21 protein-coding genes are annotated in these 20,622 nt (G+C 72.5%); 5 read left to right on the forward strand and 16 right to left on the reverse strand.

All coding sequences use genetic code 11. From position 1 onward, the window contains the following. Positions 1 to 27: 27 nt before the first annotated feature. The gene (locus ASC58_RS00095; RefSeq protein WP_056918026.1) at positions 28 to 1,323 is read right to left on the reverse strand and encodes a class I SAM-dependent RNA methyltransferase; all 1,296 of its coding nucleotides are present in this window, start codon (positions 1,321 to 1,323) and stop codon (positions 28 to 30) included. After that, entirely contained in the window at positions 1,320 to 3,278 is a 1,959-nt protein-coding gene (locus ASC58_RS00100; protein ID WP_157581555.1) for an APC family permease, read from the reverse strand. Before ASC58_RS00100 ends, ASC58_RS00095 begins: the two co-directional genes overlap by 4 nt. A gap of 151 nt (positions 3,279 to 3,429) precedes the next feature. Between ASC58_RS00100 and ASC58_RS00105 the strand changes: the two genes are divergently transcribed. Together ASC58_RS00105 and ASC58_RS00110 are read left to right on the forward strand one after the other, a co-directional pair. After that, complete coding sequence (locus ASC58_RS00105) at positions 3,430 to 4,098, forward strand: TrkA family potassium uptake protein (RefSeq protein ID WP_056917145.1); 669 nt, start codon at positions 3,430 to 3,432, stop codon at positions 4,096 to 4,098. Positions 4,099 to 4,112: 14 nt separating this feature from the next. Beyond that, positions 4,113 to 4,796 carry a TrkA family potassium uptake protein gene (locus ASC58_RS00110; protein ID WP_056914834.1) on the forward strand — a complete coding sequence of 228 codons (684 nt, stop codon included), beginning with the start codon at positions 4,113 to 4,115 and terminating at the stop codon, positions 4,794 to 4,796. A gap of 2 nt (positions 4,797 to 4,798) precedes the next feature. On the opposite strand, the gene ASC58_RS00115 is transcribed toward ASC58_RS00110, so the two are convergent. The 5 genes from ASC58_RS00115 to ASC58_RS00135 form a co-directional block, all read right to left on the reverse strand. Beyond that, positions 4,799 to 5,533, reverse strand: a complete 735-nt coding sequence (locus ASC58_RS00115; protein WP_235529029.1) for a DUF3159 domain-containing protein — start codon at positions 5,531 to 5,533, stop codon at positions 4,799 to 4,801. Further along, complete coding sequence (locus ASC58_RS00120) at positions 5,523 to 5,840, reverse strand: OB-fold nucleic acid binding domain-containing protein (RefSeq protein WP_056917147.1); 318 nt, start codon at positions 5,838 to 5,840, stop codon at positions 5,523 to 5,525. Before ASC58_RS00120 ends, ASC58_RS00115 begins: the two co-directional genes overlap by 11 nt. A gap of 116 nt (positions 5,841 to 5,956) precedes the next feature. Further along, positions 5,957 to 6,799, reverse strand: coding sequence for a DUF3710 domain-containing protein (locus ASC58_RS00125; protein ID WP_056918027.1), 843 nt, complete (start codon positions 6,797 to 6,799; stop codon positions 5,957 to 5,959). 8 nt (positions 6,800 to 6,807) lie between these two features. After that, positions 6,808 to 7,287 (reverse strand): dUTP diphosphatase, encoded by a 480-nt coding sequence (gene dut / locus ASC58_RS00130; protein ID WP_056918028.1) that lies wholly within the window; start codon positions 7,285 to 7,287, stop codon positions 6,808 to 6,810. A 32-nt stretch (positions 7,288 to 7,319) separates the two neighbouring features. Beyond that, positions 7,320 to 7,619, reverse strand: coding sequence for a DUF4193 domain-containing protein (locus ASC58_RS00135; protein ID WP_056883993.1), 300 nt, complete (start codon positions 7,617 to 7,619; stop codon positions 7,320 to 7,322). Positions 7,620 to 8,061: 442 nt separating this feature from the next. On the opposite strand from ASC58_RS00135, the gene ASC58_RS00140 reads away from it, so the two are divergent. After that, a complete protein-coding gene (locus ASC58_RS00140; protein WP_056914835.1) occupies positions 8,062 to 8,247 on the forward strand; it encodes a hypothetical protein in 186 nt (61 codons plus the stop codon). 160 nt (positions 8,248 to 8,407) lie between these two features. On the opposite strand, the gene ASC58_RS00145 is transcribed toward ASC58_RS00140, so the two are convergent. From ASC58_RS00145 to ASC58_RS00155, 3 genes are read right to left on the reverse strand one after another with little or no spacing between them, the layout of a single operon-like run. Continuing rightward, positions 8,408 to 9,268, reverse strand: a complete 861-nt coding sequence (locus ASC58_RS00145) for an inositol monophosphatase family protein (RefSeq protein WP_056918029.1) — start codon at positions 9,266 to 9,268, stop codon at positions 8,408 to 8,410. Between the two features lie 2 nt (positions 9,269 to 9,270). Continuing rightward, on the reverse strand, positions 9,271 to 10,422 hold the full coding sequence (locus ASC58_RS00150; RefSeq protein ID WP_235529030.1) for a ferrochelatase: 1,152 nt from the start codon (positions 10,420 to 10,422) through the stop codon (positions 9,271 to 9,273). After that, positions 10,419 to 11,054 (reverse strand): trimeric intracellular cation channel family protein, encoded by a 636-nt coding sequence (locus tag ASC58_RS00155; protein WP_056918030.1) that lies wholly within the window; start codon positions 11,052 to 11,054, stop codon positions 10,419 to 10,421. Before ASC58_RS00155 ends, ASC58_RS00150 begins: the two co-directional genes overlap by 4 nt. A gap of 94 nt (positions 11,055 to 11,148) precedes the next feature. Here ASC58_RS00155 and sepH point away from each other — a divergent pair, with 94 nt between their 5' ends. After that, positions 11,149 to 12,465: a septation protein SepH gene (gene sepH / locus ASC58_RS00160; protein WP_056914838.1), complete on the forward strand. Its 1,317-nt coding sequence runs from the start codon at positions 11,149 to 11,151 to the stop codon at positions 12,463 to 12,465. 5 nt (positions 12,466 to 12,470) lie between these two features. On the opposite strand, the gene ASC58_RS00165 is transcribed toward sepH, so the two are convergent. The 6 genes from ASC58_RS00165 to ASC58_RS00190 form a co-directional block, all read right to left on the reverse strand. Continuing rightward, positions 12,471 to 13,145, reverse strand: coding sequence for a thymidine kinase (locus tag ASC58_RS00165; protein ID WP_056914839.1), 675 nt, complete (start codon positions 13,143 to 13,145; stop codon positions 12,471 to 12,473). Between the two features lie 11 nt (positions 13,146 to 13,156). Continuing rightward, positions 13,157 to 14,377: an alkaline phosphatase family protein gene (locus ASC58_RS00170; RefSeq protein ID WP_056918031.1), complete on the reverse strand. Its 1,221-nt coding sequence runs from the start codon at positions 14,375 to 14,377 to the stop codon at positions 13,157 to 13,159. 66 nt (positions 14,378 to 14,443) lie between these two features. After that, a complete protein-coding gene (locus ASC58_RS00175) occupies positions 14,444 to 15,046 on the reverse strand; it encodes a DUF5998 family protein (RefSeq protein WP_056914841.1) in 603 nt (200 codons plus the stop codon). Between the two features lie 85 nt (positions 15,047 to 15,131). Then, positions 15,132 to 17,798: a bifunctional GNAT family N-acetyltransferase/acetate--CoA ligase family protein gene (locus ASC58_RS00180; RefSeq protein ID WP_056918032.1), complete on the reverse strand. Its 2,667-nt coding sequence runs from the start codon at positions 17,796 to 17,798 to the stop codon at positions 15,132 to 15,134. 69 nt (positions 17,799 to 17,867) lie between these two features. Next, complete coding sequence (locus ASC58_RS00185) at positions 17,868 to 19,298, reverse strand: hypothetical protein (protein WP_056918033.1); 1,431 nt, start codon at positions 19,296 to 19,298, stop codon at positions 17,868 to 17,870. Next, positions 19,295 to 19,816 carry an RNA polymerase sigma factor gene (locus tag ASC58_RS00190; protein WP_200947694.1) on the reverse strand — a complete coding sequence of 174 codons (522 nt, stop codon included), beginning with the start codon at positions 19,814 to 19,816 and terminating at the stop codon, positions 19,295 to 19,297. The genes ASC58_RS00185 and ASC58_RS00190 overlap by 4 nt, the downstream gene beginning before the upstream one ends. Positions 19,817 to 19,915: 99 nt before the next feature. On the opposite strand from ASC58_RS00190, the gene ASC58_RS00195 reads away from it, so the two are divergent. Next, entirely contained in the window at positions 19,916 to 20,563 is a 648-nt protein-coding gene (locus ASC58_RS00195) for a nitroreductase family protein (protein WP_056918034.1), read from the forward strand. Positions 20,564 to 20,622 lie beyond the last annotated feature (59 nt).

Here is a 20,622-nt window from a genome sequence, read left to right on the forward strand (position 1 = left end):
CCGTGGTGGCGTGAGGTGCGCTCCCCCTCACCGTTCGAACAGGGCGACGCACTCGACGTGGTGCGTCATCGGGAACGCGTCGAAGGCGCGCAGCTCCCTCAGTTCGTAGCCGGCCTCGCGCAGGTAGGACGTGTCACGGGCCAGCGCCGCCGGGTCGCACGCGACGTAGGCGATGGCGCGCGGGGACAACCGGGTCACCTGGCCGACGACGTCCTTGCCCGCACCCGTCCGTGGCGGGTCGAGGACGACGAGGTCGGCGGTGAGCGGCAGGAGCGGGTGGCGACGCAGCTTGCGTGACCGCTGGCCGCGACGGCCGGCGGGACCCGACTTCGTCGCTCGCGGCACCCCGAACGCGTCGTCGACCCGCGCCCGCACCGCCAGGACCGACGGGTATGCCGCGAGGTTGCCGGCCGCGGCGGCGACGGCACCCGCGTCGGACTCGACCGCGACGACCTTGCCCTGCGGGCCGACGGCCCGCCCGAGGGCGGCGGCGAACAGGCCGACCCCCGAGTAGAGGTCGAGGGCGATCTCGCCCTCGCGCGGGCCGAGCATGCCGAGCACGGTCTCGACGAAGGTCGCTGCGGCACCGGGGTGGACCTGCCAGAACCCCCGGGCCGACACCTCGAAGTCGGCGACGAACGACGCGGCCTCGACGTGCTCGACGACGGTCGGGGCGTCGGCCTCGCCGGACGGCACGCGGACGACGACGGCCTCCCCTCGCGAGGGGGCGACGACGTCGACCGCGTCCTCACCGTCCCAGTGCCCACGCAGCACCTCGGTCGCGAGGATGCGCTCGTCGGCGATGAGGCAGGTGTCGACCGGGACGACGTCGTGGGACCGGTGCTGGCGCAGGCCGGCCCGGCCCACCTCGTCGACGGCGAACTCGACGCGGGTGCGCCACCCGAGCCCGTCGTGGTCGCCGGGCACCGGCTCGACGACGACCTCGACGTCGAGCTTGGCGATGCGGGAGAACTGTTCGCGGACCACGGTGGCCTTGAGGTCGCGCTGGTGCGCGACCCGGACGTGCTGGAAGTCGCAGCCGCCGCACAGGCCGGGCGCGGCATACGGGCAGGGGGCGGCGACGCGGTGCTCGCTGGCGTCGAGGACCTCGACGCAGTCGGCGCGGACGAACCGCTGGCCGTCCCGCGCCTCGGTGACCCGCACCCGGACCCGCTCACCGGGCAGCGCGTGCCGGACGAAGACGACGCGTCCCTCGTGGCGAGCGATGCAGAAGCCGCCGTGGGCGATCGGGCCGACCTCCACCTCGACCTCGTCGCCGACCCGCAGGTCGGCCTGCCCTGAAGCCTGCTCGGTGACGGTCACTGGCCGAGCCGGACCGAACCGGCGGTGGGCCCGTCGAACCGCTCCTCCTGGCCCTCGGAGGACGCGAGCTGCCACGGCACGCTCGCGACCATGACCCCGGGGGTGAACAACAGCCGGCCCTTGAGGCGCAACGCACTCTGGTTGTGCAGGACCTGCTCGTACCACTTGCCCAGGACGTACTCGGGGATGTAGACGACCACGACGTCGCGGGGGTGGCCGGAGCGCAGCGACTTCACGTAGTCGACGACGGGACGGGTGATCTCGCGGTAGGGCGAGTCGAGCGCCTTGAGCGGCACCGGGATGTCGCGGCGGTCCCACTCGTCCTGCAGCGCCTTGGTCTCGTCGGGCTCGACGTTGACGGTGATGGCCTCGAGCTTGGAGGGACGGGTGGCCCGCGCGTAGGCCAAGGCCCGCAGCGTCGGCTTGTGGATCTTGGAGACCAGCACGATCGCGTGCACCCGGCTGGGGAGCATCTGCGCGTCGACGTCGTCGTCGGAGACCCGCAGCTCGGCGCGGACCCGCTCGTAGTGCTTGTGGATGCCGAGCATGAGGAAGAACAGGACGACCATCGCGGCGATGGCGTAACCGGCGCCGTGGGTGAACTTCGTCAGCAGCACGACGACCAGGACGATGCCGGACATGGTGGCGCCGACCGCGTTGATGACGCGGCTGCGCTTCATCCGCGACCGCTCGGAGGCGTCGCGCTCGAGGCGCAGGTGGCGGTTCCAGTGGCGGATCATCCCCGTCTGGCTGAGCGTGAAGGACACGAAGACACCGACGATGTACAGCTGGATCAGCTTGGTGACCTCGGCGTTGTACAGGACGATGAGGAAGGCAGCCGCCCCGGCGAGGATGAGGATGCCGTTGGAGAAGGCGAGCCGGTCACCACGGGTGTGCAGCTGGCGCGGGAGGTAGCCGTCCTTGGCCAGGATCGAGCCGAGCACCGGGAAGCCGTTGAAGGCCGTGTTGGCGGCGAGGATGAGGATCAGGCCCGCGACGATCGACACGAGGATCACGCCGGGGTGGAAGCCCTGGAAGACCGCCTTGGCGACCTGGCCCATGATCGTGTCCTGCACGTACCCGGGACCGACCGGCTTGCCGTCGCGGAGCAGCTGGGTCGCCGGGTCCTCGGCGTACTTGATGCCGGTCCACTTCGCGAGGGTGAGCATCGACATGAGCATGGTGATGGCGATGACGCCCATGAGCAGCAGCGTGCTGGCGGCGTTGCGGCTCTTGGGCTTCTTGAACGCCGGCACACCGTTGGAGATGGCCTCGACCCCGGTGAGGGCGGCACAGCCGGACGAGAACGCGCGCAGCAGGAGGAACAGCATCGCGAAGCTGCCGAGCTGCCCGTACCCGTCCTCCGGCACGAGGGTCAGCCCCGCGCTCTCGGCCTGCGGCAGGTTGCCGGTGACCTCGCGGACGACGCCGACGATGCCCATGCCGATGACGCTGAGCATGAACAGGTAGACCGGGACGGCGAACGCCTGCCCCGACTCGCGCACCCCGCGGAGGTTCATCGCCGTGAGGAGGACCACGAGCCCGACGGCGACGATCACCTCGTGGCCTCGGATGAACGGCAGTGCAGCAGCGGCGTTCTGGACACCGGAGGAGATCGACACCGCGACCGTGAGGACGTAGTCGACGAGCAGCGCCGAGGCCACCGTCAGGCCGGCCTTGGGACCGAGGTTGGTGTTGGCCACCTCGTAGTCGCCACCACCCGAGGGGTAGGCGTGGACGTTCTGGCGGTAGGACGCGACGACGACGAGCATGACCGCGACGACGCACAACCCGATCTGCCACGAGTGCGTCAGCGCGAGCGCACCACCGGCGAGGCCGAGGGTCAGGAAGATCTCGTCCGGCGCGTACGCCACGGACGACAACGCGTCGCTGGCGAAGATGGGCAGCGCCAGCTTCTTGGGGAGCAGGGTGTCGCCGAGGCGGTCGCTGCGCATCGCGCGACCGACAAGCACACGCTTGAGGACGCGTCCGGGAGTTGCCACGGCGAACACTCTAGGCGGCGCACGGGGTCGCTGTGCGAGACCCTGCCGCGGACCCGCGCGGCAGCGTGCACGAGGGGGTATGCCGCGGTGTAGCGTCACCGTCGTGCACTTCGTGATCATGGGCTGCGGCCGAGTGGGCTCGTCCCTCGCGCTGAGCCTCGAGAGCCAGGGCCACGACGTCGCGGTGATCGACCAGGAGGAGTCCGCGTTCCGGCGCCTGGGCTCCGCGTTCGAGGGTCGCCGGGTCACCGGTGTCGGTTTCGACCGCGACACCCTGGCCGAGGCCGGCATCTCCGACGCGTACGCCTTCGCCGCCGTGTCCAGTGGTGACAACTCCAACATCCTCGCGGCCCGGGTGGCCCGCGAGACCTTCGGCGTCGAGCACGTCGTGGCGCGCATCTACGACCCCGGCCGCGCCGAGGTCTACCAGCGCCTCGGCATACCCACCGTCGCCACCGTGAAGTGGACGTCCGACCAGATGCTGCGCCGCCTGCTCCCCCAGGGCCACGTGCCCGAGCTGGTGGACCCGTCGGGCAAGGTCGTCATCGCCGAGGTCACCGTGAACCCCGGGTGGGTCGGACGGCTCGTCAGCGAGCTCGAGAGCGTCACCGGCACGCGCACCGCCTACCTGACGCGACTCGGCTCCGGCATCCTGCCGACCGCCGAGACCGTGTTCCAGGAGGGCGACCTGCTGCACGTCGCCGCCCTCGCGTCCGAGCTCCCGGCCGCGGAGCGCACCCTCGACGCCCCGCCCGCCCCGTCCGGGCACTGAGCAGAAGGAACCACATGCGCGTCGTCATCGCCGGGGCCGGGAGCGTCGGGCGCTCCATCGCCCGGGAGCTGCTGCACAACGGCCACCAGGTCCTCCTCATGGACAAGGACCGCAAGGACATCCAGTCCAGCCGCGTCCCCGAGGCCAACTGGCTGCTGGCGGACGCGTGCGAGATCACGGCCCTGCACGAGGCCGGCCTGGCCGAGTGCGACGTCGTCGTCGCCGCGACCGGTGACGACAAGGTCAACCTCGTCGTCTCCCTGCTGGCCAAGACCGAGTTCGGTGTGCCCCGCACGGTGGCCCGCGTCAACAACCCCAAGAACGAGTGGATGTTCGACGAGGCCTGGGGTGTCGACGTGGCCGTCTCGACCCCGCGCCTGATGACCGCCCTCGTGGAGGAGGCCGTCAGCGTCGGCGACCTCGTGCGCATCTTCCAGTTCCAGCAGGGCAAGGCGACGATGGTCGAGCTGACCCTGCCGCCGGACAGCCCCTACGCCGGCAAGCGGGTCGGCGACGTCGACTTCCCCGGCGAGACCGTCCTGGTCGGCATCATCCGCGAGGACCACCCGATCGCCCCCAGCCGCGACGACTCGCTGGAGCCGCACGACGAGCTGCTCTTCATCTCGACGCCGGAGTTCGAGGACGAGCTCGAGGCGATGCTCAGCCCCGGCGACCGCAACCCCCGCGGCGAGGCCTGAGCTCAGCCGCTCTCGGCGGTGGACCCCTCCAGGTCCTGCGGCGTCTGGCCGCGCACGAGCATCAGCCCCATCACGGCGAGCCCGGCGAGCCACAACGGCCAGCCCAGCGCCACCTTGGCCACACCGAGCCAGGCCACCTCACCCGCGAAGTAGAGCGGGAGCATGATGGCCACGCGCACGGCATACATCACGACGAGCACCATCGTCAGGCGCTGGCAGACGCGGACCAGGCCCCGGTCGCGGTGCCAGGAGAAGGGGTCCTCGGCAGCGCGGGGGTCGCCGGCGCCGACCATGAACCCGACCAGCGGCCACCGGCTGACGACCGAGACGAGGGCGGCGACACCCCATGCCGCGCTCGTGAGGATGCCCGGCAGGAACGCGTCCTGGGCCCGGCCGCTGCGCAGCGCGAAGAACGCGGCGATCGCCGTGGCCAGGGCGGCCGACCCGACGAACTGCAGGCTCTGGCGCTGGGCCAGCCGCACCACGGCGAGCACGACGATGACGGCCGCGGCAGCGATGACGGCCGTCCGCACGTCCTTGGTCGCGGTCCACACCACGACGAACGCGACGGTCGGCAGGGCCGTCTCGAGCGACCCGCGCCACCCGCCGAGGGCCTTGGAGAGCCGTTGGCGGATGACCTCCTCGACGGTCGCGGGCGGAACCGGCGCCCCGGTCGGCGCGGGTTCGTCCACCCCGGTCACACCGTCGTGGGCTCCGAGCTCGCGGTCAGTGGGCACGCAGCGGGACGATCTCGTAGGACGGGTTGAAGATCGTGGGGATGCCCCGGTAGTAGGTCACCCGGCCCTGGGCCCGCAGGTAGGTGCCCGGCTCGATCCCGGCGATCGACCGTCGGCCCAGCCAGACGAGGTTGATGGTGCGGCTGCCGTCGTAGAGGTCGATGACCAGGGCCGGCACGTTGACGCGCGGGCGCAGCGTCACGGCGCGGACGGTGCCGGACACGGTGGCCCGCTGACGGTCGAGCAGGTCGCACATCGGGGTGCAGCCCAGGCGGGCCGCGTCCTCGCGCAGCTCGTCGGCCTCCATCTGGGTGACCGACTTGGTGAGGCGCTCACCGAGCCGCGCGATCGCCGACTTGTGGTGTCCCTGAGGACCCTTGGTGCCGCGGGGCGGGGTGGTCTGCACATCGTGGGCCATGGTGGTTACCGGACCTCGGTGATCTCGGGGCCACGCTCGAACGGCTTGAGGTCGTCGGTGTGGACGGTGGTGTCGGCGTCCTCGGACGCCTCGGGGTCGACGTCGCCGTCGGACTCTGCGTCGGGCTGGACCGGCAGCGTGAGCGTGAGCATCTCCCGTGGTGCCATCGCGTTGTCACCGCGGACGACGACCACGCTCCGGACGACCTCGAGCAGCGGGGCCGCCGCGTCGTCGTCGATCGCGGCGCGACCGGAGAACACGGCCCGCAAGAACCAGCGCGGTCCGTCGACGCCGGCGAAGCGGGCGGGGGCGAAGACCGTGCGGCCGTCAGGTCCGGCGGACGGCATCCGGGTGCGCAGCTCGGTGCCGAGGGCGCCGTGCACCTCGTCGGCGGTGCCGCCCTGGGTGAGGATGGACTCGGCGATCTCCGAACGGATCTCGTCCCAGATGCCCATCGTCTTCGGTGCGGCGAAGGCCTGCAGCTGGACGGCCGAGTCGCCGATCACGGCAGTGGCACCGACGACCTGGTCAGCCGCCTCGTCCACCTCGAGCCGCAGCTCCATGCCGGCGACGCCGCGGATGCGCAGCGCACCGAGGTCGAGCCTGCCGTCGTCGGTGGTGTCGACCTCGGAGCTGTCGTGCGGGCCGTTGCCCTCACGGTCGACCGGGGCCGCCTTGGCAGCCGGGGCCGCGGCGGTGTCGTCAGCCGCGACGTCGGTCGAGCCGGACTCGTCGGCGTTCGCTGCATCGGTCGGCTCGTCGAGCTCGGTCGCGTCGAGCGCCGGGTCGAGGGTCTTGTCGACCTCGTCGGTCTGCTCGGACTTCTTGCCTCGTCGGAAGATGGCCACTGGAGTGTTCAGTCCTTCGTTGTCTGGGGGTGGTTGCCGAAGCCGCCACTGGCACCATGACCAGTGTCCCCCCGGGAGGTGTCCTCGAGCGAATCCACCTCGAGGAAGTCGGCGACGGCGACCTGCTGCACCACGAGCTGGGCGATCCGGTCGCCGCGGTGGACGGTGAACTCCTCGCGCGGGTCGAGGTTGACGAGGTTCACGAGAACCTCTCCGCGGTAGCCCGCATCGACCGTGCCCGGGGCGTTGACGATGGTGATGCCGTGCCGGGCCGCGAGGCCGGACCGCGGGTGCACCAGGCCGACGTAGCCGTCGGGCAGGGCGAGGGCGACGCCGGTGGGGACCAGGGCCCGCTCCCCCGGTGCGAGGGTCACGTCGGTCGCGGCGTGCAGGTCGGCCCCGGCGTCACTGGGGTGCGCGTAGGACGGGACCGGCAGGTCGGGGTCGAGCCGGCGCAAGGGTACGGAGACGCGGATAGGGCCAGTCACGTGGACTGACCCTATCGGTGGTTGGTGCGTGCTCAGGCTGCGCACTCCCGGCACACCATCTGCCCGTTGACCTCCTTGGCCAGCTGGCTGCGGTGGTGCACGAGGAAGCAGCGCGAACAGGTGAACTCGTCGTACTGGCGCGGGATCACCCGCACCGACAGCTCCTCGCCGGACAGGTCTGCGCCGGGGAGCTCGAAGCCCTCGGCCTGCTCCGTCTCGTCGACGTCGACGCTCGAAGCGCTCTTGTCGACCCGGCGGGACTTCAGTTCCTCGATCGAGTCCTCGGACAGCTCGTCATCGGTCTTGCGCGGCGCGTCGTAGTCAGTCGCCATAGTCGCTGTCGCTCTCCCTCTTCAGTCGCATCTGTGCCCGCTCGATGATCGAGAAGGCAAGTCGCCGGTGTTAACGCTGATCGTCGTGGTTTTGTGCCCACCGCCGGCGGGGATTGTGCCCTATCTCGCTGGCGCCGTCACCATCGCGTCCACCACAGCGTCCGCAGCGCCTCCCCAGACCGTCGGCAACCGGCCCAAACCGGCGCCGTGCCGGCCCAAGAACCGGTCTCGGTTCATCCAAGGTTCACCCAAGGGACGCAACCCCGAGTGGGCTCCGGGGCGTCTGCCACCGTAGAGTCCTGTCTCCGCCCGACCCGGGACCGAGGGTGCGCGAGCACCTCGGAGCCCCTGAGACACAGGACCCCGGCCCGACCCGGATCCACCTGGATTCACCTGGATCCACCCGAACCGACTCGTGACACGACTCAGAGAGGGGTGCAGCATGACCGAGTTCCACACCGAGATCACCCGCCGCGCCAGCCGCGCAGTGCAGTCCCTGCGGACCGCGCAGGAGGCCGGCGACGACTACCTGGCCTCTGTCCGCGAGGCCGAGCTGGAGAACCTGGCCCGCCTCGCCGACGAGCACGGCCTGCGCATCCCCGACCTCGCGGGGTACCACGCAGCCTGACGCCGCCTGACCCAGCCCGACGCCGCGAACGGCGCGACCGCCACCGCGGTCGCGCCGTTCGCGCTGGGTGGGACGTGCGACCGGCCGACTCCGCGCCGATCTGCTGCGCGCCGGCCCACTCCGAGCCGGCCCACTCCGAGCCGGCCCACTCGGCGCCGGCCTACTCCCCGCCGACCGACTCCACAGCCCGCCGGACGAGCGGCTCGAGCTCGGCGTGCAGCGCGGGCGCCGCCCCCACGACCATGTCCTGGTCGGGAGCCAGGTCGCCCAGCCCGGTGAAGACCCCGCCGGACTCGGTGAGCACCAGCCACGCAGCCGCCATGTCCCACGGGTTGAGGCCGCGCTCGAAGTAGCAGTCGAGGGTGCCGGCGGCCACGGCGCAGATGTCCAGCGCCGCGCTGCCGATCCGGCGGATGTCGCGCAGGTGCGGCAGCACCTGCACGAGCAGGGTGGCCTGCCACAGCCGCCGACGGGTGTCGTAGCCGAAGCCCGTGCCCGCGAGCGCGTGGCCGAGTCCGGGCGGGTCGGCGATGACGAGCCGGCGGGCGTCGCCGTCGCCTCGTCGCAGCCGGGCGCCCCCACCGAGGCGGGCGTGGAAGAGCTCCCCCGTGACCGGGTTCACGACGGCACCCGCGACCGGGCGCCACGCCCCCGGGGTCGTGGGGTCGCCGACGACGGCGGCGACGGACACGGCATACGAGGGGATGCCGTAGAGGTAGTTGACCGTCCCGTCGATGGGGTCGACGACCCACGTGATCTCGGACTCGCGGTCGGTGCCGCCCTCCTCCTCGCCGAGGAAGCCGTCGCCCGGGCGGGCGGCCTGCAGCCGCGTGCGCAGGAGGTCCTGGGAGCGCTGGTCCATCACGGTCACGACGTCGGTGGCCGTGCTCTTGGTCTTGGAGACCCCGAGGTCGGCGGGCCGGTCGTCGACGATGAGGCGACCGGCCTCGAGGGCGACCTCGACGGCGAGGCGTTCGAGCTCGACGAGGACCACGGCGTCCGGGACGGTCAGCGCGGACACGGTCAGTCCTGCCCGCACAACGCCGGCTTGGCGACCCGGAGGTTCGGGCAGCACCCCGGCGCGCACGTCGACCGCAACGGGTCGCGACCCGGCCAGGACGGCTGGACCGGCTGCTCCCCCCGGGCCACGGCGGCGCGCTCCTCGACGAGGTCGACCAGGCCGGAGACGAACTCCGGGTCGATGCCGACCGTGGGGACGCGCACCAGCTGGATGCCCAGCTTCTCCGCCGTGGCAGCCGCCTCGGTGTCGAGGTCGTAGACCACCTCCATGTGGTCGGAGACGAACCCGATCGGCGACACGACAACGACCTGCGCGCCCTCGGCCGCCAGCTCCTCGAGCCGGTCGTTGACGTCTGGCTCGAGCCACGGCTGGCTCGGCGGACCCGACCGCGAGCAGAACACGAGCTCACCGGACAGGTCCGTGTCGAGCGTGGCGTTGACCTCGTCGGTGATCGCCGCACCGAGGGCGATGTGCTGGCGGCTGTAGGCGCTGCCGTCCTCGTCACCCGGGCCGGACGTCTCGTCCATGGCGGTGGGGATGGAGTGGGTGACGAACAGGAGCCGTATGGCGCCGGCGTCCGTCCCGCCGCGCAGCACCTCCCGCACGGACTCGGTGACGAGCCGGCTGTTGGTGCGCGAGAACCCCGGGTGGTTGGCGTAGGTGCGGATCTTGTCGATGGCGATGTCGATACCGGCCTCGGCGACCTCCGCCTGCGCCCCGGCGAGGTCCTCGCGGTACTGGCGGCAGGAGGAGTAGCAGGAGTAGGCGCTGGTCATCACCGTGACGAGCCGCGACAGGCCCTGGTCGTGGGCCTCGCGCAGCGCCTCCGGGACGAACGGCGTGAAGTTGCGGTTGCCCCAGATGACCGGCGTCGTGATGCCCCGACGGTCGAGCTCGCCGCGCAGCGCCGCGATGAGGGCACGGTTCTGGTCGTTGATCGGGCTGCGGCCGCCGAACCCGTAGTAGTGCTCACCGACCTCCTCGAGCCGCTCGTCGGGGATGTTCTTGCCCGCGGTGACCGTCCGCAGGAACGGCAGGACGTCCTCCGGCTTCTCCGGCCCGCCGAAGGACAGCAGCAGGATCCCGTCGTAGGGCTCCAGCGGCGAGGCCTCCGGGCTGTTGTCGGCAGTGGGGTCGGGGTGGGGGGTGCTCACGTGAGTTCTCCGGTTCGCAGGGGCTTGGGGGCGTGCACATCGAGGACGACGGCGATCATGCGCACGGCGAAGACCAGGGCGACGCAGCCCCAGATCACCACCGGGCCGACCCGGTCGAAGTGGTGGGCGGTGACGACCAGGGCGGACCCCAGGAGGGCGGGCAGCGCATACATCTCCCGGCGCAGCACCTCGGGCACCTGCCCGGCGAGGACGTCGCGGACGATGCCGCCGCCGACGGCGGTGATGCCGCCGACGATCACGGCCGTGAGGGGGTCCATCCCCGCATCGAGGGCCTTGAGCGACCCGCCGATCGCGAACACGGCCAGCCCGGCCGCGTCGAGCACCCGGACGAACCGCGAGATGCGTTCGATCCCGGGGTGGTAGACGAACGTCACGAGCCCGGCGACCAGGGCGCTGGTGAGGAGTCGCCAGTCGGAGATGCCCACCGGGGGCAGCGCACCGATGAGGACGTCCCGCATCACCCCACCGCCGAGGGCGGCCGCACCGGACAGCACGAGGACCCCGAACAGGTCGAGGCGCTTCTTCACCGCGACGAGTCCACCGGACAACGCGAAGGCGAAGACGCCGACCAGGTCGAGGGCCAGTTGGAGATGGGGGTCGAAGGTGAGCATCGCGAGGTCAAAACTACCCTCGCGGCGTGGTCGCTTCCTCGGCGAGGCCCGTGGTGGCAGAGTCGACCACGATGTGGCGATACGGGAGAAGGCAATGCGCAACCTGCGGCTGATCGGTGTCCATGAGGACGGTCAGCAGCTGCTGCTGTCCGATTCCGGGGGCGAGCAGTTCAGCGTCCCCCTCGACGAGCCCCTGCGAGCGGCGGTCCGACGCGACCGTCCGCGCCTCGGCCAGCTCCAGATCGAGATCGACGGAGGCATGCGGCCTCGGGAGGTCCAGGCGATGATCCGCGCCGGCCTGAGTGCCGACGACGTCGCCGACCGCTCCGGGTGGACGGTGGAGAAGGTCCGTCGTTACGAGGGCCCGATCCTCGCCGAGCGCGAGTACGTCGCCGGCCTCGCCCGCGCCGTCAGGCTCCGCGGTCGCGCCGGTGCGGGGTCGACCACCCCCACCCTCTCGGCGCGCGTCAGTGCCCGGCTCTCCGGCCGTGGCGTCGACCCCGCGGCAGCGCTGTGGGACTCCGCCCGCAACGAGGCCGGCGAGTGGACGGTCCTCGTCACGTTCCCGGCCGGCGGCCGCGAGCGCGAGGCGCGCTGGCACTTCGACGTGCCGGCCCGCACCGTCACCGCGGCCGACGACGAGGCGCGCTGGCTGAGCGAGGAGGACACCGGCAGCGGCGCCTCCCCCCTGCCGACCCCGCACCTCGCGACCCCGCCCGTCCGCGCCACGACCGTGTATGACGTGGAGGCCGAGGGCGGCGTGCAGGCCACCCCGCGCCGCGCTGCTCCCCAGCGCACCGAGGAGCCCCTCGACCTCATGACCGCGATGCGCGAGCGCGCGTCGCACCGGGGTCGCCCGCGCCGCCGCAAGGCGTCGGCGACGCAGACCCCCGGCGACGACGCCCCTCGTGAGGACGCGCTCCCCCTGGAGGATCTCGCCTACGACCCCGAGACGATGCCGCCGCCGCCCGCGGCGCGAGGCCCGCACCCGCTCGACCCCGTCGAGGAGTCCGCAGCGTCACGCGACGACGCAGTGGTCCTCGAGGCACCCGACGAGGTCGTCCCCGACCCGGGGGTCGAGCCCTCGCTCGAGGCCGAGGCCGAGGTGGAGGTCGAGGACGTCGCCACGGTCACCGACCCCGCTGTCGAGACCGCTGCCGCCCCCGAGCCGACTCCGGAACCCACTCCTGCGCCCGAACCCGCGGCCCAGCCCGAACCGGCCCAGCAGGTCGACCGACTGGGCGCCGTCGAGGCCGGGGCCGACGACCGGCACGAGGACGTCGGGCCTGCCGCGGAGAAGGCCGACCAGGACGACGCGCCTGCGGCGAAGCCGCGCCCGGCGAAGAAGGCCGGCCGACGCAGCGTCCCGAGCTGGGACGACGTCATGTTCGGGGCCAGGACCCGCGACTGACTGGACTACTGCTGCGGCACCGGGCACAGGTCGAGGTCGAACGGCAGCACGTCGGGCGACTCTGCTGCGGCCCGGGCCGCGGCGGAGTTCATCCGCCGCATGAAGTGGCGCCGGCACAGCACCTCGTACTCCACGAGCGTCTCGCTGCCGGGCTTGGTGTCACCGACCACGACCTGCTCGCCCTCGACGACCATGACGCCGTCCACGACGCGCGCGTTGTGCGTGGCTCGCTTCCCGCACCAGCACAGCGCCTCGACCTGGAGCACCTGCACCTTGTCGGCGAGCTCGATCATGCGGCGCGAACCCGGGAACAGCTGGGTGCGGAAGTCGGCGGTGATGCCGAACGCGAACACGTCGATCGCCATCTCGTCGACGAGGCGGGCGAGCTGCTCCACCTGCACCGGTGTGTAGAACTGCACCTCGTCGCAGATGAGGTAGTCCACCCGCACGCCGTTCGTGGCGTGCTCGACGACCGCGTCCCAGAAGTCGAGGTCGTCGCCCACCTCGTGGGCCGCCGTGGAGAGACCGAGCCGCGACGAGAGCACGTCGGTCCCGGCGCGGTCCATCTTCGTGTAGATCAGGCCGGACCGGCCGCGGGCCTGGTGGTTGTGGTCCATCTGGAGGGCAAGGGTCGACTTGCCGCAGTCCATGGTCCCGGAGAAGAAGACGAGCTCAGCCACGAGGGAACACCCTAGGCGGTGTCCCGGGCCGGCACGTGGAAGAGGGGTATGGCGGACTCGTCCGCCGTCAGCGAACCGTGCAGCCCCACCAGCGCGAGCAGCTCGGGCCGCGCCCGCCGGGAGTCCACGATGGCGAAGTTGTCGCGCATGGCGACGACGACGTCACCGATGCGGGCCAGGTTCTCGGCGCTCACCGGCCCGAACCACCCTTCGCGGATCGCCTCCTCCCGTGACCTGATCCAGGCCCGCTCGCGCACGCGCTCGACCCAGACCTGCTCGACGTCGGCCGCCGCGCCGTCCTCGCAGTAGAGCTGCAGGGCCCGGGCCTCGCCCCCGACGTGGCGCACCCCCGCCGCCAGCTCGGGGTCGTGGGCCAGGTCGATGCGCAGGGCGTGCGGGGCGTCCACCATGCCGTGGTCGGCGGTGACGTAGACGGCGGTGTCCGACGGGACGGAGCGGCACAGGCGGGCCAGCTCGGCGTCGATCGCCTCGAGCTCGTCGCCCCACTCCCACGACTGGCACCCGTGCACGTGCCCGACCTTGTCGAGCTCACCCCAGTACAGGTAGACCAGCGAGCGCTTCGACGCCCGCACGGCCGCCACCGAGGCGTCCACCCGCGACTCGAGCGTGTCGGCCGCCTTGAACCGGCCGCCGCGCAGCGCCGCCCGGGTCAGGCCGGACCCGTCGAAGAACCCGGGACCGATGCGGGTGACCGACACCCCCGCCCGCTCGACCTGCTCGAACACGGTGGGCTGCGGCTGCCAGGTCAGCGGGTCGGGTCCGTCCTCCCACGACAGCTGGTTGACGAGGCGGTCCTCCCCAGGGACCAGCACCTCGTACCCGAGCAGCCCGTGGCTGCCCGGAGGGAGCCCGGTGCCGAACGTCCCCATCGACGTCGCCGTCGTCGACGGGAACCCCGCCGTGATCCGGTATGCCGCGGGGAGCAGGGACCGCAGGAACGGTGCGTGACCTCCGCGGCGACGGATCAGCTCGTACCCGAGCCCGTCGACGAGGACGACCACGGCACGGCGCGACGGGCCGAAGGCCAGGCCGGAGTTGCCGGCCTCGTCCAGCCCGTCCGGGCCCGTGCTGGCAGGGCCGGTCGGCTGCGTCGAGCTGCCGGCCAGGGCACCGGCGAACCGGTCCACTCCGAGCGTCGCCGCCACCGCCGGCAGGACTCCTGCGAGTCCCGCCGCGTCGTAGCGCGGGTGGAGCAGACCTTCGTGGGGCACGGCCTACGCCGTCGCCGTCAGGGAGACCGGCCGGCGGCGGGGCACGGACGTGGGAGGAGGCACGGGTCAGCTGCCGATGCTCGTCGACAGCGCCTGTGCGAAGTCCAGTGCCTGCTGGAGGGCGACCTCACCCTCGGCGTCGGCGCTGATGCGCAGGGAGATGTCGTCCGAGGCGACGCTGCCCTCGTAGCCGTGGTCGGCGTCGCAGTCGGGGTCGGCGCAGGAGGCGGGCATCAGGTCGATGCGGCTCACCGCTCCCCAGCCGAGGGTGAGCGTGATCTCGCGACCGAGCGACCCGGGCTGGTAGTCCTGGGGGCGCGCGACGACGTGGGTGACCATAACTCCACGGACCGCGCTGAGCGGGACGCTCTCGGTGGTCGCCGTCGCCACGTCCTCCTGGCCCGGCCCGCCGTCGGTGTGGTCGTCCGCGTGGGCGATGACCAGGCGGCTCATGGTCAGGGCCAGGACCGTGATGTGGCGGCGCACCACGTCGTGGTCGAAGGTCGTCTCCTGGTGCACGAGGTGCGACACGACCTCGTCCCCACCGAGGGCCGCGCGGACGACGTCACCGACGAGGGCCGGGTAGTAGCCGGCCTGCTGGATCGCTCGGGTGAGGTCGTCGGGGAGAGCCAGCGGCGGCGGTGCGGGGTGGGAGGAGGTGGAGCCCATAACGCCCATCCTGCCCTAGTACGCGGCCCCCTGCCGGTGGCCGGCCCGTGCCGGGGGTCCCGCACCAGCGTGACCTGCGGTGATGTCAGGTCAGGGTGCGTCGGCCCGGGTCCTTGCGACGAGGCGTGGGGGCCACCACGGCCTCGGCGCCGAGCACGTCGACCCCGGAGGGGTGGGCGTTGACCGGGTTGAGCACGAGGCTCGAGACCTCGGGCAGGTTGTCCGCGAGCACCGAGACGCGGGCGATGAGGTCGGCGAGTGCCGCGCGGTGGACCGGGGTCGACCCCCGGTGGCCGTGCAGCATCGGCGAGGACTTGACCGAGGAGATGAGGTCGGAGACGTCGACGTCGGTGAGCGGCGGGATGCGGTGGCCGATGTCGCCGAGCAGGTCGGTGGGCGGCCCCGCGATGCTGAACGACACGACGGGCCCGAACAGCGGGTCCTCGTCGGAGCGCACCACGCAGGAGACGCCGGGGGTGGCCATCCGCTGGACGACGAACGAGTTGGCGGACAGCGGCGCGAGCCGTTCGGTGAGACCGGCGAAGGCCTCGCGCACCTGGCCCTCGGTGCGCAGGTCGACCCGGATCCCCGACAGGCCCGGCTGGTGGCGCATGAGGGGGGCGACCGACTTGATCACCACGGGGTAGCCGACGGCCTCGGCCGCCGCCACCGCGTCGTCGACGGTCCGGGCCGGCACGCTCCCCCACAGGTCGACGCCGTAGGCCGACAGCAACGAGGTGACCTCGGCATGGGTGAGGCGGCGCCCCTCGGGCGACTCGGTGAGGACGCGTTCGACCAGGGCCTCGGCCGCCTCGCGGTCGATCCCGACGGGGTTGACCTGCACCCCCCGGTCCTTGGAGCGCCACTCGGAGTACCGGGTGGCTGCGGCCAGGGCCCGCACCGCGTCCTCGGGCATCGCATAGGCCGGGACGACCTCGACCCGTCCTGCGCCCGGCTGGTCGGACAACCGGTCGAGCACACCCCGCATCCCGAGGAACGTTGCGAGACAGGGCTTGTCGGAGGCGATCGCCGCATCGCGCACCGCCGCGGCCACCTCGGCGTCCTCGGTGACCAGGGGCGGGATGAAGCAGGTGAGGACGCTGTCGACCTCTGGGTCGCCGAACGCGTCGGCCAGGGCGGCGGCGAAGTGCTCACCCCTGGCGTCGCTGGGCAACGACACCGGTCCGTGCGCCACCTCGAGCCCCCAGCTCACGCAGGCCTCGGCGGTGAGCGCGCCCAGGGCGTCGGAGTTGCCGACGATCGCGACCCGGTTGCCCTGGGGCAGGGGTTGGTGCACCACGAGCTGGGCGACGTCGAACATCTGGTGGACGTTCTCGACCCGGATGACACCGGCCTGGCGCAGCATCGCGTCGAACGCCTCGGGGCGCACCCGGGTGGGCCGCGCCCGGTGGCCGGGTGGCACGCCATACGACGACACCCCGGACTTGACGACGATGACCGGCTTGGTCGTGGCGAGCCGGCGCGCGATGCGCGAGAACTTGCGCGGGTTGCCCATGGACTCGAGGTAGAGCCCCACGGCGTCGGTGTCGTCGTCGTCGATCCAGTACTGCATGAAGTCGTTGCCGGAGACGTCGACGCGGTTGCCGGCGGAGGCGAACACCGAGATCCCGAGCCCGCGGCGGGCGGCGGACGCGAGGACGGCGATGCCGAGCGCCCCGCTCTGCGCGAAGAGCCCGAGTCGTCCGGCCGGGGGCAGCTCGGGGGCGAGGGAGGCGTTGAGGCGCACGCTCGGGTGGTTGTTGATGACGCCGAAGGAGTTGGGTCCGAGGACCCGCATGCCCGCGGCCCGCGCGGTGGCCAGCAGCTCGCGCTGCAGCTCCTCCCCCGCCGGTCCTGCCTCGGCGAACCCGGCCGACACCACGAGCAGCGTCTTCACGCCCGCCTCCGCGCAGTCGGCGACGACGTCGAGGACCTCCTCGGCGGGCACGGCGACCACGGCCAGGTCGACCTCGTCGGGGATCTCGGAGACACGGGCGTGCGCGTGCAGCCCGAGCACCTCCATGGCCTCGCGGTTGACGGCGTACACCGCGCCGTTGAAGCCGGCCGACTGGATGTTGGACAGGATGTGGTGGCCGATCGAGTCGCTGCGCCGGCTCGCGCCGACCACGGCGATGGTGTCGGGGAAGAGCACCGAACGCATGCTCACCGACTCCGCGCGGTGCTCCCGCGACAGCCGCACGGCCTCGGACCGTTCGGTGGGCCGGATCTGGAACCGCACCGAGACCACGCCGTCCTCGAAGCGCCGGCTGACCTCGTACCCCGCCTCGCTGAAGACCGAGATCATCTTGCGGTTCTGCGGGAGCACCTCGGCGGTGAACTCCTCGATGCCCGACTCCCAGGCGATCACCGCGAGGTGTTCGAGCAGGACCGAACCGATCCCCTTGCCCTGGAAGGAGTCGGAGATGTTGAAGGCCACCTCCGCGCTCGTCGCGGTGATCTTGTCGTAGCGACCGATGCCGATGATCGCGCCGCGCACGGTGGCGACGAGGGCAACACGGTCGTGGTAGTCCACGTTGGTGAACCGCGTGACGTCGCGGTCGCTGAGCTTGCGCAGCGGCGCGAAGAACCGCATGTAGATCGACTCGTCGGATTGCCCCGCGTGGAACCGGTGCACGGCCTCGACGTCGGACGGCGTGATCGGCCGCAGGTGGGCGACCGAGCCGTCGCGGAGCACGACGTCGGCCTCCCACTGCGTCGGGTACCCCACAGGGCGCCCTGCGGCCTCGGTCATGCGGCCTCGCTCGCGGCCCGACTCATGCACGAAGCATGGCACGAGCCTGCACCCGGGTGGGTGACCGGCTCAGCGACGCAGGGGCACCGTCTCGAAGGTCGAGCCGGCGTCGGTGCTGAGCCAGTACGAACCACCTCCGCTGAAGGCGTAGACCAGCCCGCCCCCGGCCGCCCCGGCCCACGCGGTGTCCGTCGAACCACCCGGTGCGACCGGCGCCCACGCGGCGCCACCGGTGCTGCTTGCGAGCATCGTCGTCGGCGACGGCACCTCCCCGGTGCTCGCCGGGAGGGCCTGTCGCACGGCGACGAGGTGGGTGGCATCGGTCGCGGTCAACCACACCCCCGCCCGGGTGGGGGTGCCCAGCCCGGGCGCCGGCCGCGAGCGCCAGGAGCCGCCCCGGTCGGTGGACGTCACGACGGTCCAGCGGCTGTCGGGGGCGTCGGCGGACGGGCACAGGCCGACGAGGGTGCCACGGGTGTTGGCCGTGGCCGCCAGCGTCAGTCCCTGCGACGGGTCGCAGCCCTCGGGTACGGGCAGCGCCGTGGGCGTGCCCGAGACGCGGATGGCGGGCAGTGGCTGCTGGGCGCCCGTGGACGTGCCGTTGAGGTAGGCGTCCGGTCCGTCCATCGCGATCCAGGCGTTCTCGACGACCTTGGCCAGCCCCTCGACCCGGACCGCCGTCGTGGTCCGGTCGGTGACCGACCCGGTGCGGACCTGCAGGTCCGAGCACCCGAGCGTGGCCGCCGCACCCTGGTGGGTGCAGCGGGCCGCGGTGGCCATCCAGACCCGCGAGCCGTCGGTCTCCAGCGACAGCACGGTGCGCCCACCCACGTCGACGGGGGTCCAGCTCCGTCCGCCGTCGGTGGTGCGCCGGACCTCGGTGCCGAAGACGTACCCGACCTGCGGGTTCGCGAACCGCACGCCCACGAGCTGGTGCGGTCCTGCCGGGGTGACGAGTGGTCCGCGGGTCGTGAGGTCGGTGAAGGAGGCGCGCGTCGACCAGGTCCGCCCGTTGTCGTCGGAGCCGACGACGGCGGTGCAGTCGCCCGTGGCGCAGACCCCCGCGCCGAGGGCGTAGAGGTGACCGCCGCCCGCGTTGGTCATCGAGGCCAGGCCGAAGCCGACCGGCACGGGCAGGATCTTGCTGGCCGGTGTGGTGCGGCTCGGGGACGACGTCGTGGCCTCGCCGGTGGCGGGCGGGCCGGGCTGGACGGTCCGGGTCACGGTCACCGTGGGCTGCGGGGTCCCGGAGGTCGTGGCAACGGTCCTCGTCGGGGTGTCCGACGCCGTCTGCAGGTCCGGGACGTTCCCGGTGCCGACGACGACGGAGCCGGCGACCACCGCAGCGGCAGCGGCGGCACCGAGCCAGAGGAGGGCGCCGCGGCGGTGCGGGCGGCGCGACTCGGCCACCATCGCCTCCCAGCGCTCCTCGCCTGCGGGGAGCTCGCGGACGTCGGCGCGTTCGCGCGCGAAGAAGTCCTCGAGGGGGTCGCGGTTCATCTCGTCTCTCCCAGGATCTTCGCCATGCGCTGGCGTGCGTCGAACAGGTCCCGCTTCACGGTGCCCTCGGACTTCTCGAGCTGTCTGGCCACGGTGGCCACGGGCAGGTCGGCGAAGTAGTGCAGGAGCACGACCACCCGCAGCCGGTCCGGCAGCTGCTGGACGGCGTCGCGGACGGTGAGCGCGGTCGCCAGGTCGGGGGCCGGGGTGAAGTCGTCGCGACCGGCCTGGTGCCGCTCGTACGCCACCGCCTCGCGGCCGCGCTTGCGCCAGTGGTCGCGCACGAGGTTGGCGGCCACGGTGTAGAGCCACGCCCTGGGGTCGTCGACCTTGCCGAACTCCCGGAACAGCTTGAGGAACGCCTCCGTGGCCACGTCATGGCCGAGGTCGGTGTCGCCCACCAACCGGGCCGTCCACCCCGCGAGGCGGCCGTAGTGGACGTCGTAGACCTCGCGGACGGCAGCCTCGACGTCGACCCGGTCCCGCGTCGCCACTGCCACCCCTCCCCTGAGAGCCACGGCGGTCATCGTCGTCATGCCTGGTGGACGCCGCACCCCCGCGCGTGGTTGGGCCCATCCTGTCAGCGCCTCGTCGCCCGTTCGCGACAGGATGGGGTCATGGAGCTCTCGCAGGTGGTCCGTCGCCGTCGGATGGTGCGTCGCTTCGACCCCGACCGCCCGGTCCCGGGGGACGTCCTCGAGCGGATCCTGTATGCCGCGCAGCGGGCTCCCAGCGCCGGGTTCAGCCAGGGGTGGGACTTCGTCGTGCTCGAGGGACCGTCGCAGACCGAGGCCTTCTGGGCCGCCACCCGCGACGGTGAGCGCGAGCCGGACGCGTGGCTGCGGGGCGTGTCGGCGGCCCCCGTCCTGGTCCTCTGCCTGTCCGACCCCACTGCCTACCTCGACCGCTACGCCGAGCCCGACAAGGGCTGGACCGACCGCGACCCGGCTCGCTGGCCGGTGCCCTACTGGGACGTCGACACCGGCATGGCGGCGATGCTCATGCTGCTCACGGCGGTCGACGAGGGCCTCGGCGCCCTCTTCTTCGGGGTGCCCCCGGACCGGCACCCGCAGGTGAGGCGGGCCCACGGCATACCGCAGGACCGGCGGCTCGTCGGGGTGGTCGCGCTGGGCCACGAGCGGGAGCGGACCACGTCCCCGTCGCTGCGGCGCGGTCGGCGCAGCGAGCAGGAGGTCGTGCACCGGGGTCGCTTCGGGGGTGGTCGGGGAACCGGCCCCGGCGAGTCGGCGACCGAGCCCGTCTAGCCGTGGTCCAAGATTGGGACGACCCCCGCGCCCCGCGGGACGACTGCTAGGAGTGGCAC

It is taken from the genome of Phycicoccus sp. Root101 (assembly GCF_001426245.1).
GTDB lineage: Bacteria > Actinomycetota > Actinomycetes > Actinomycetales > Dermatophilaceae > Pedococcus.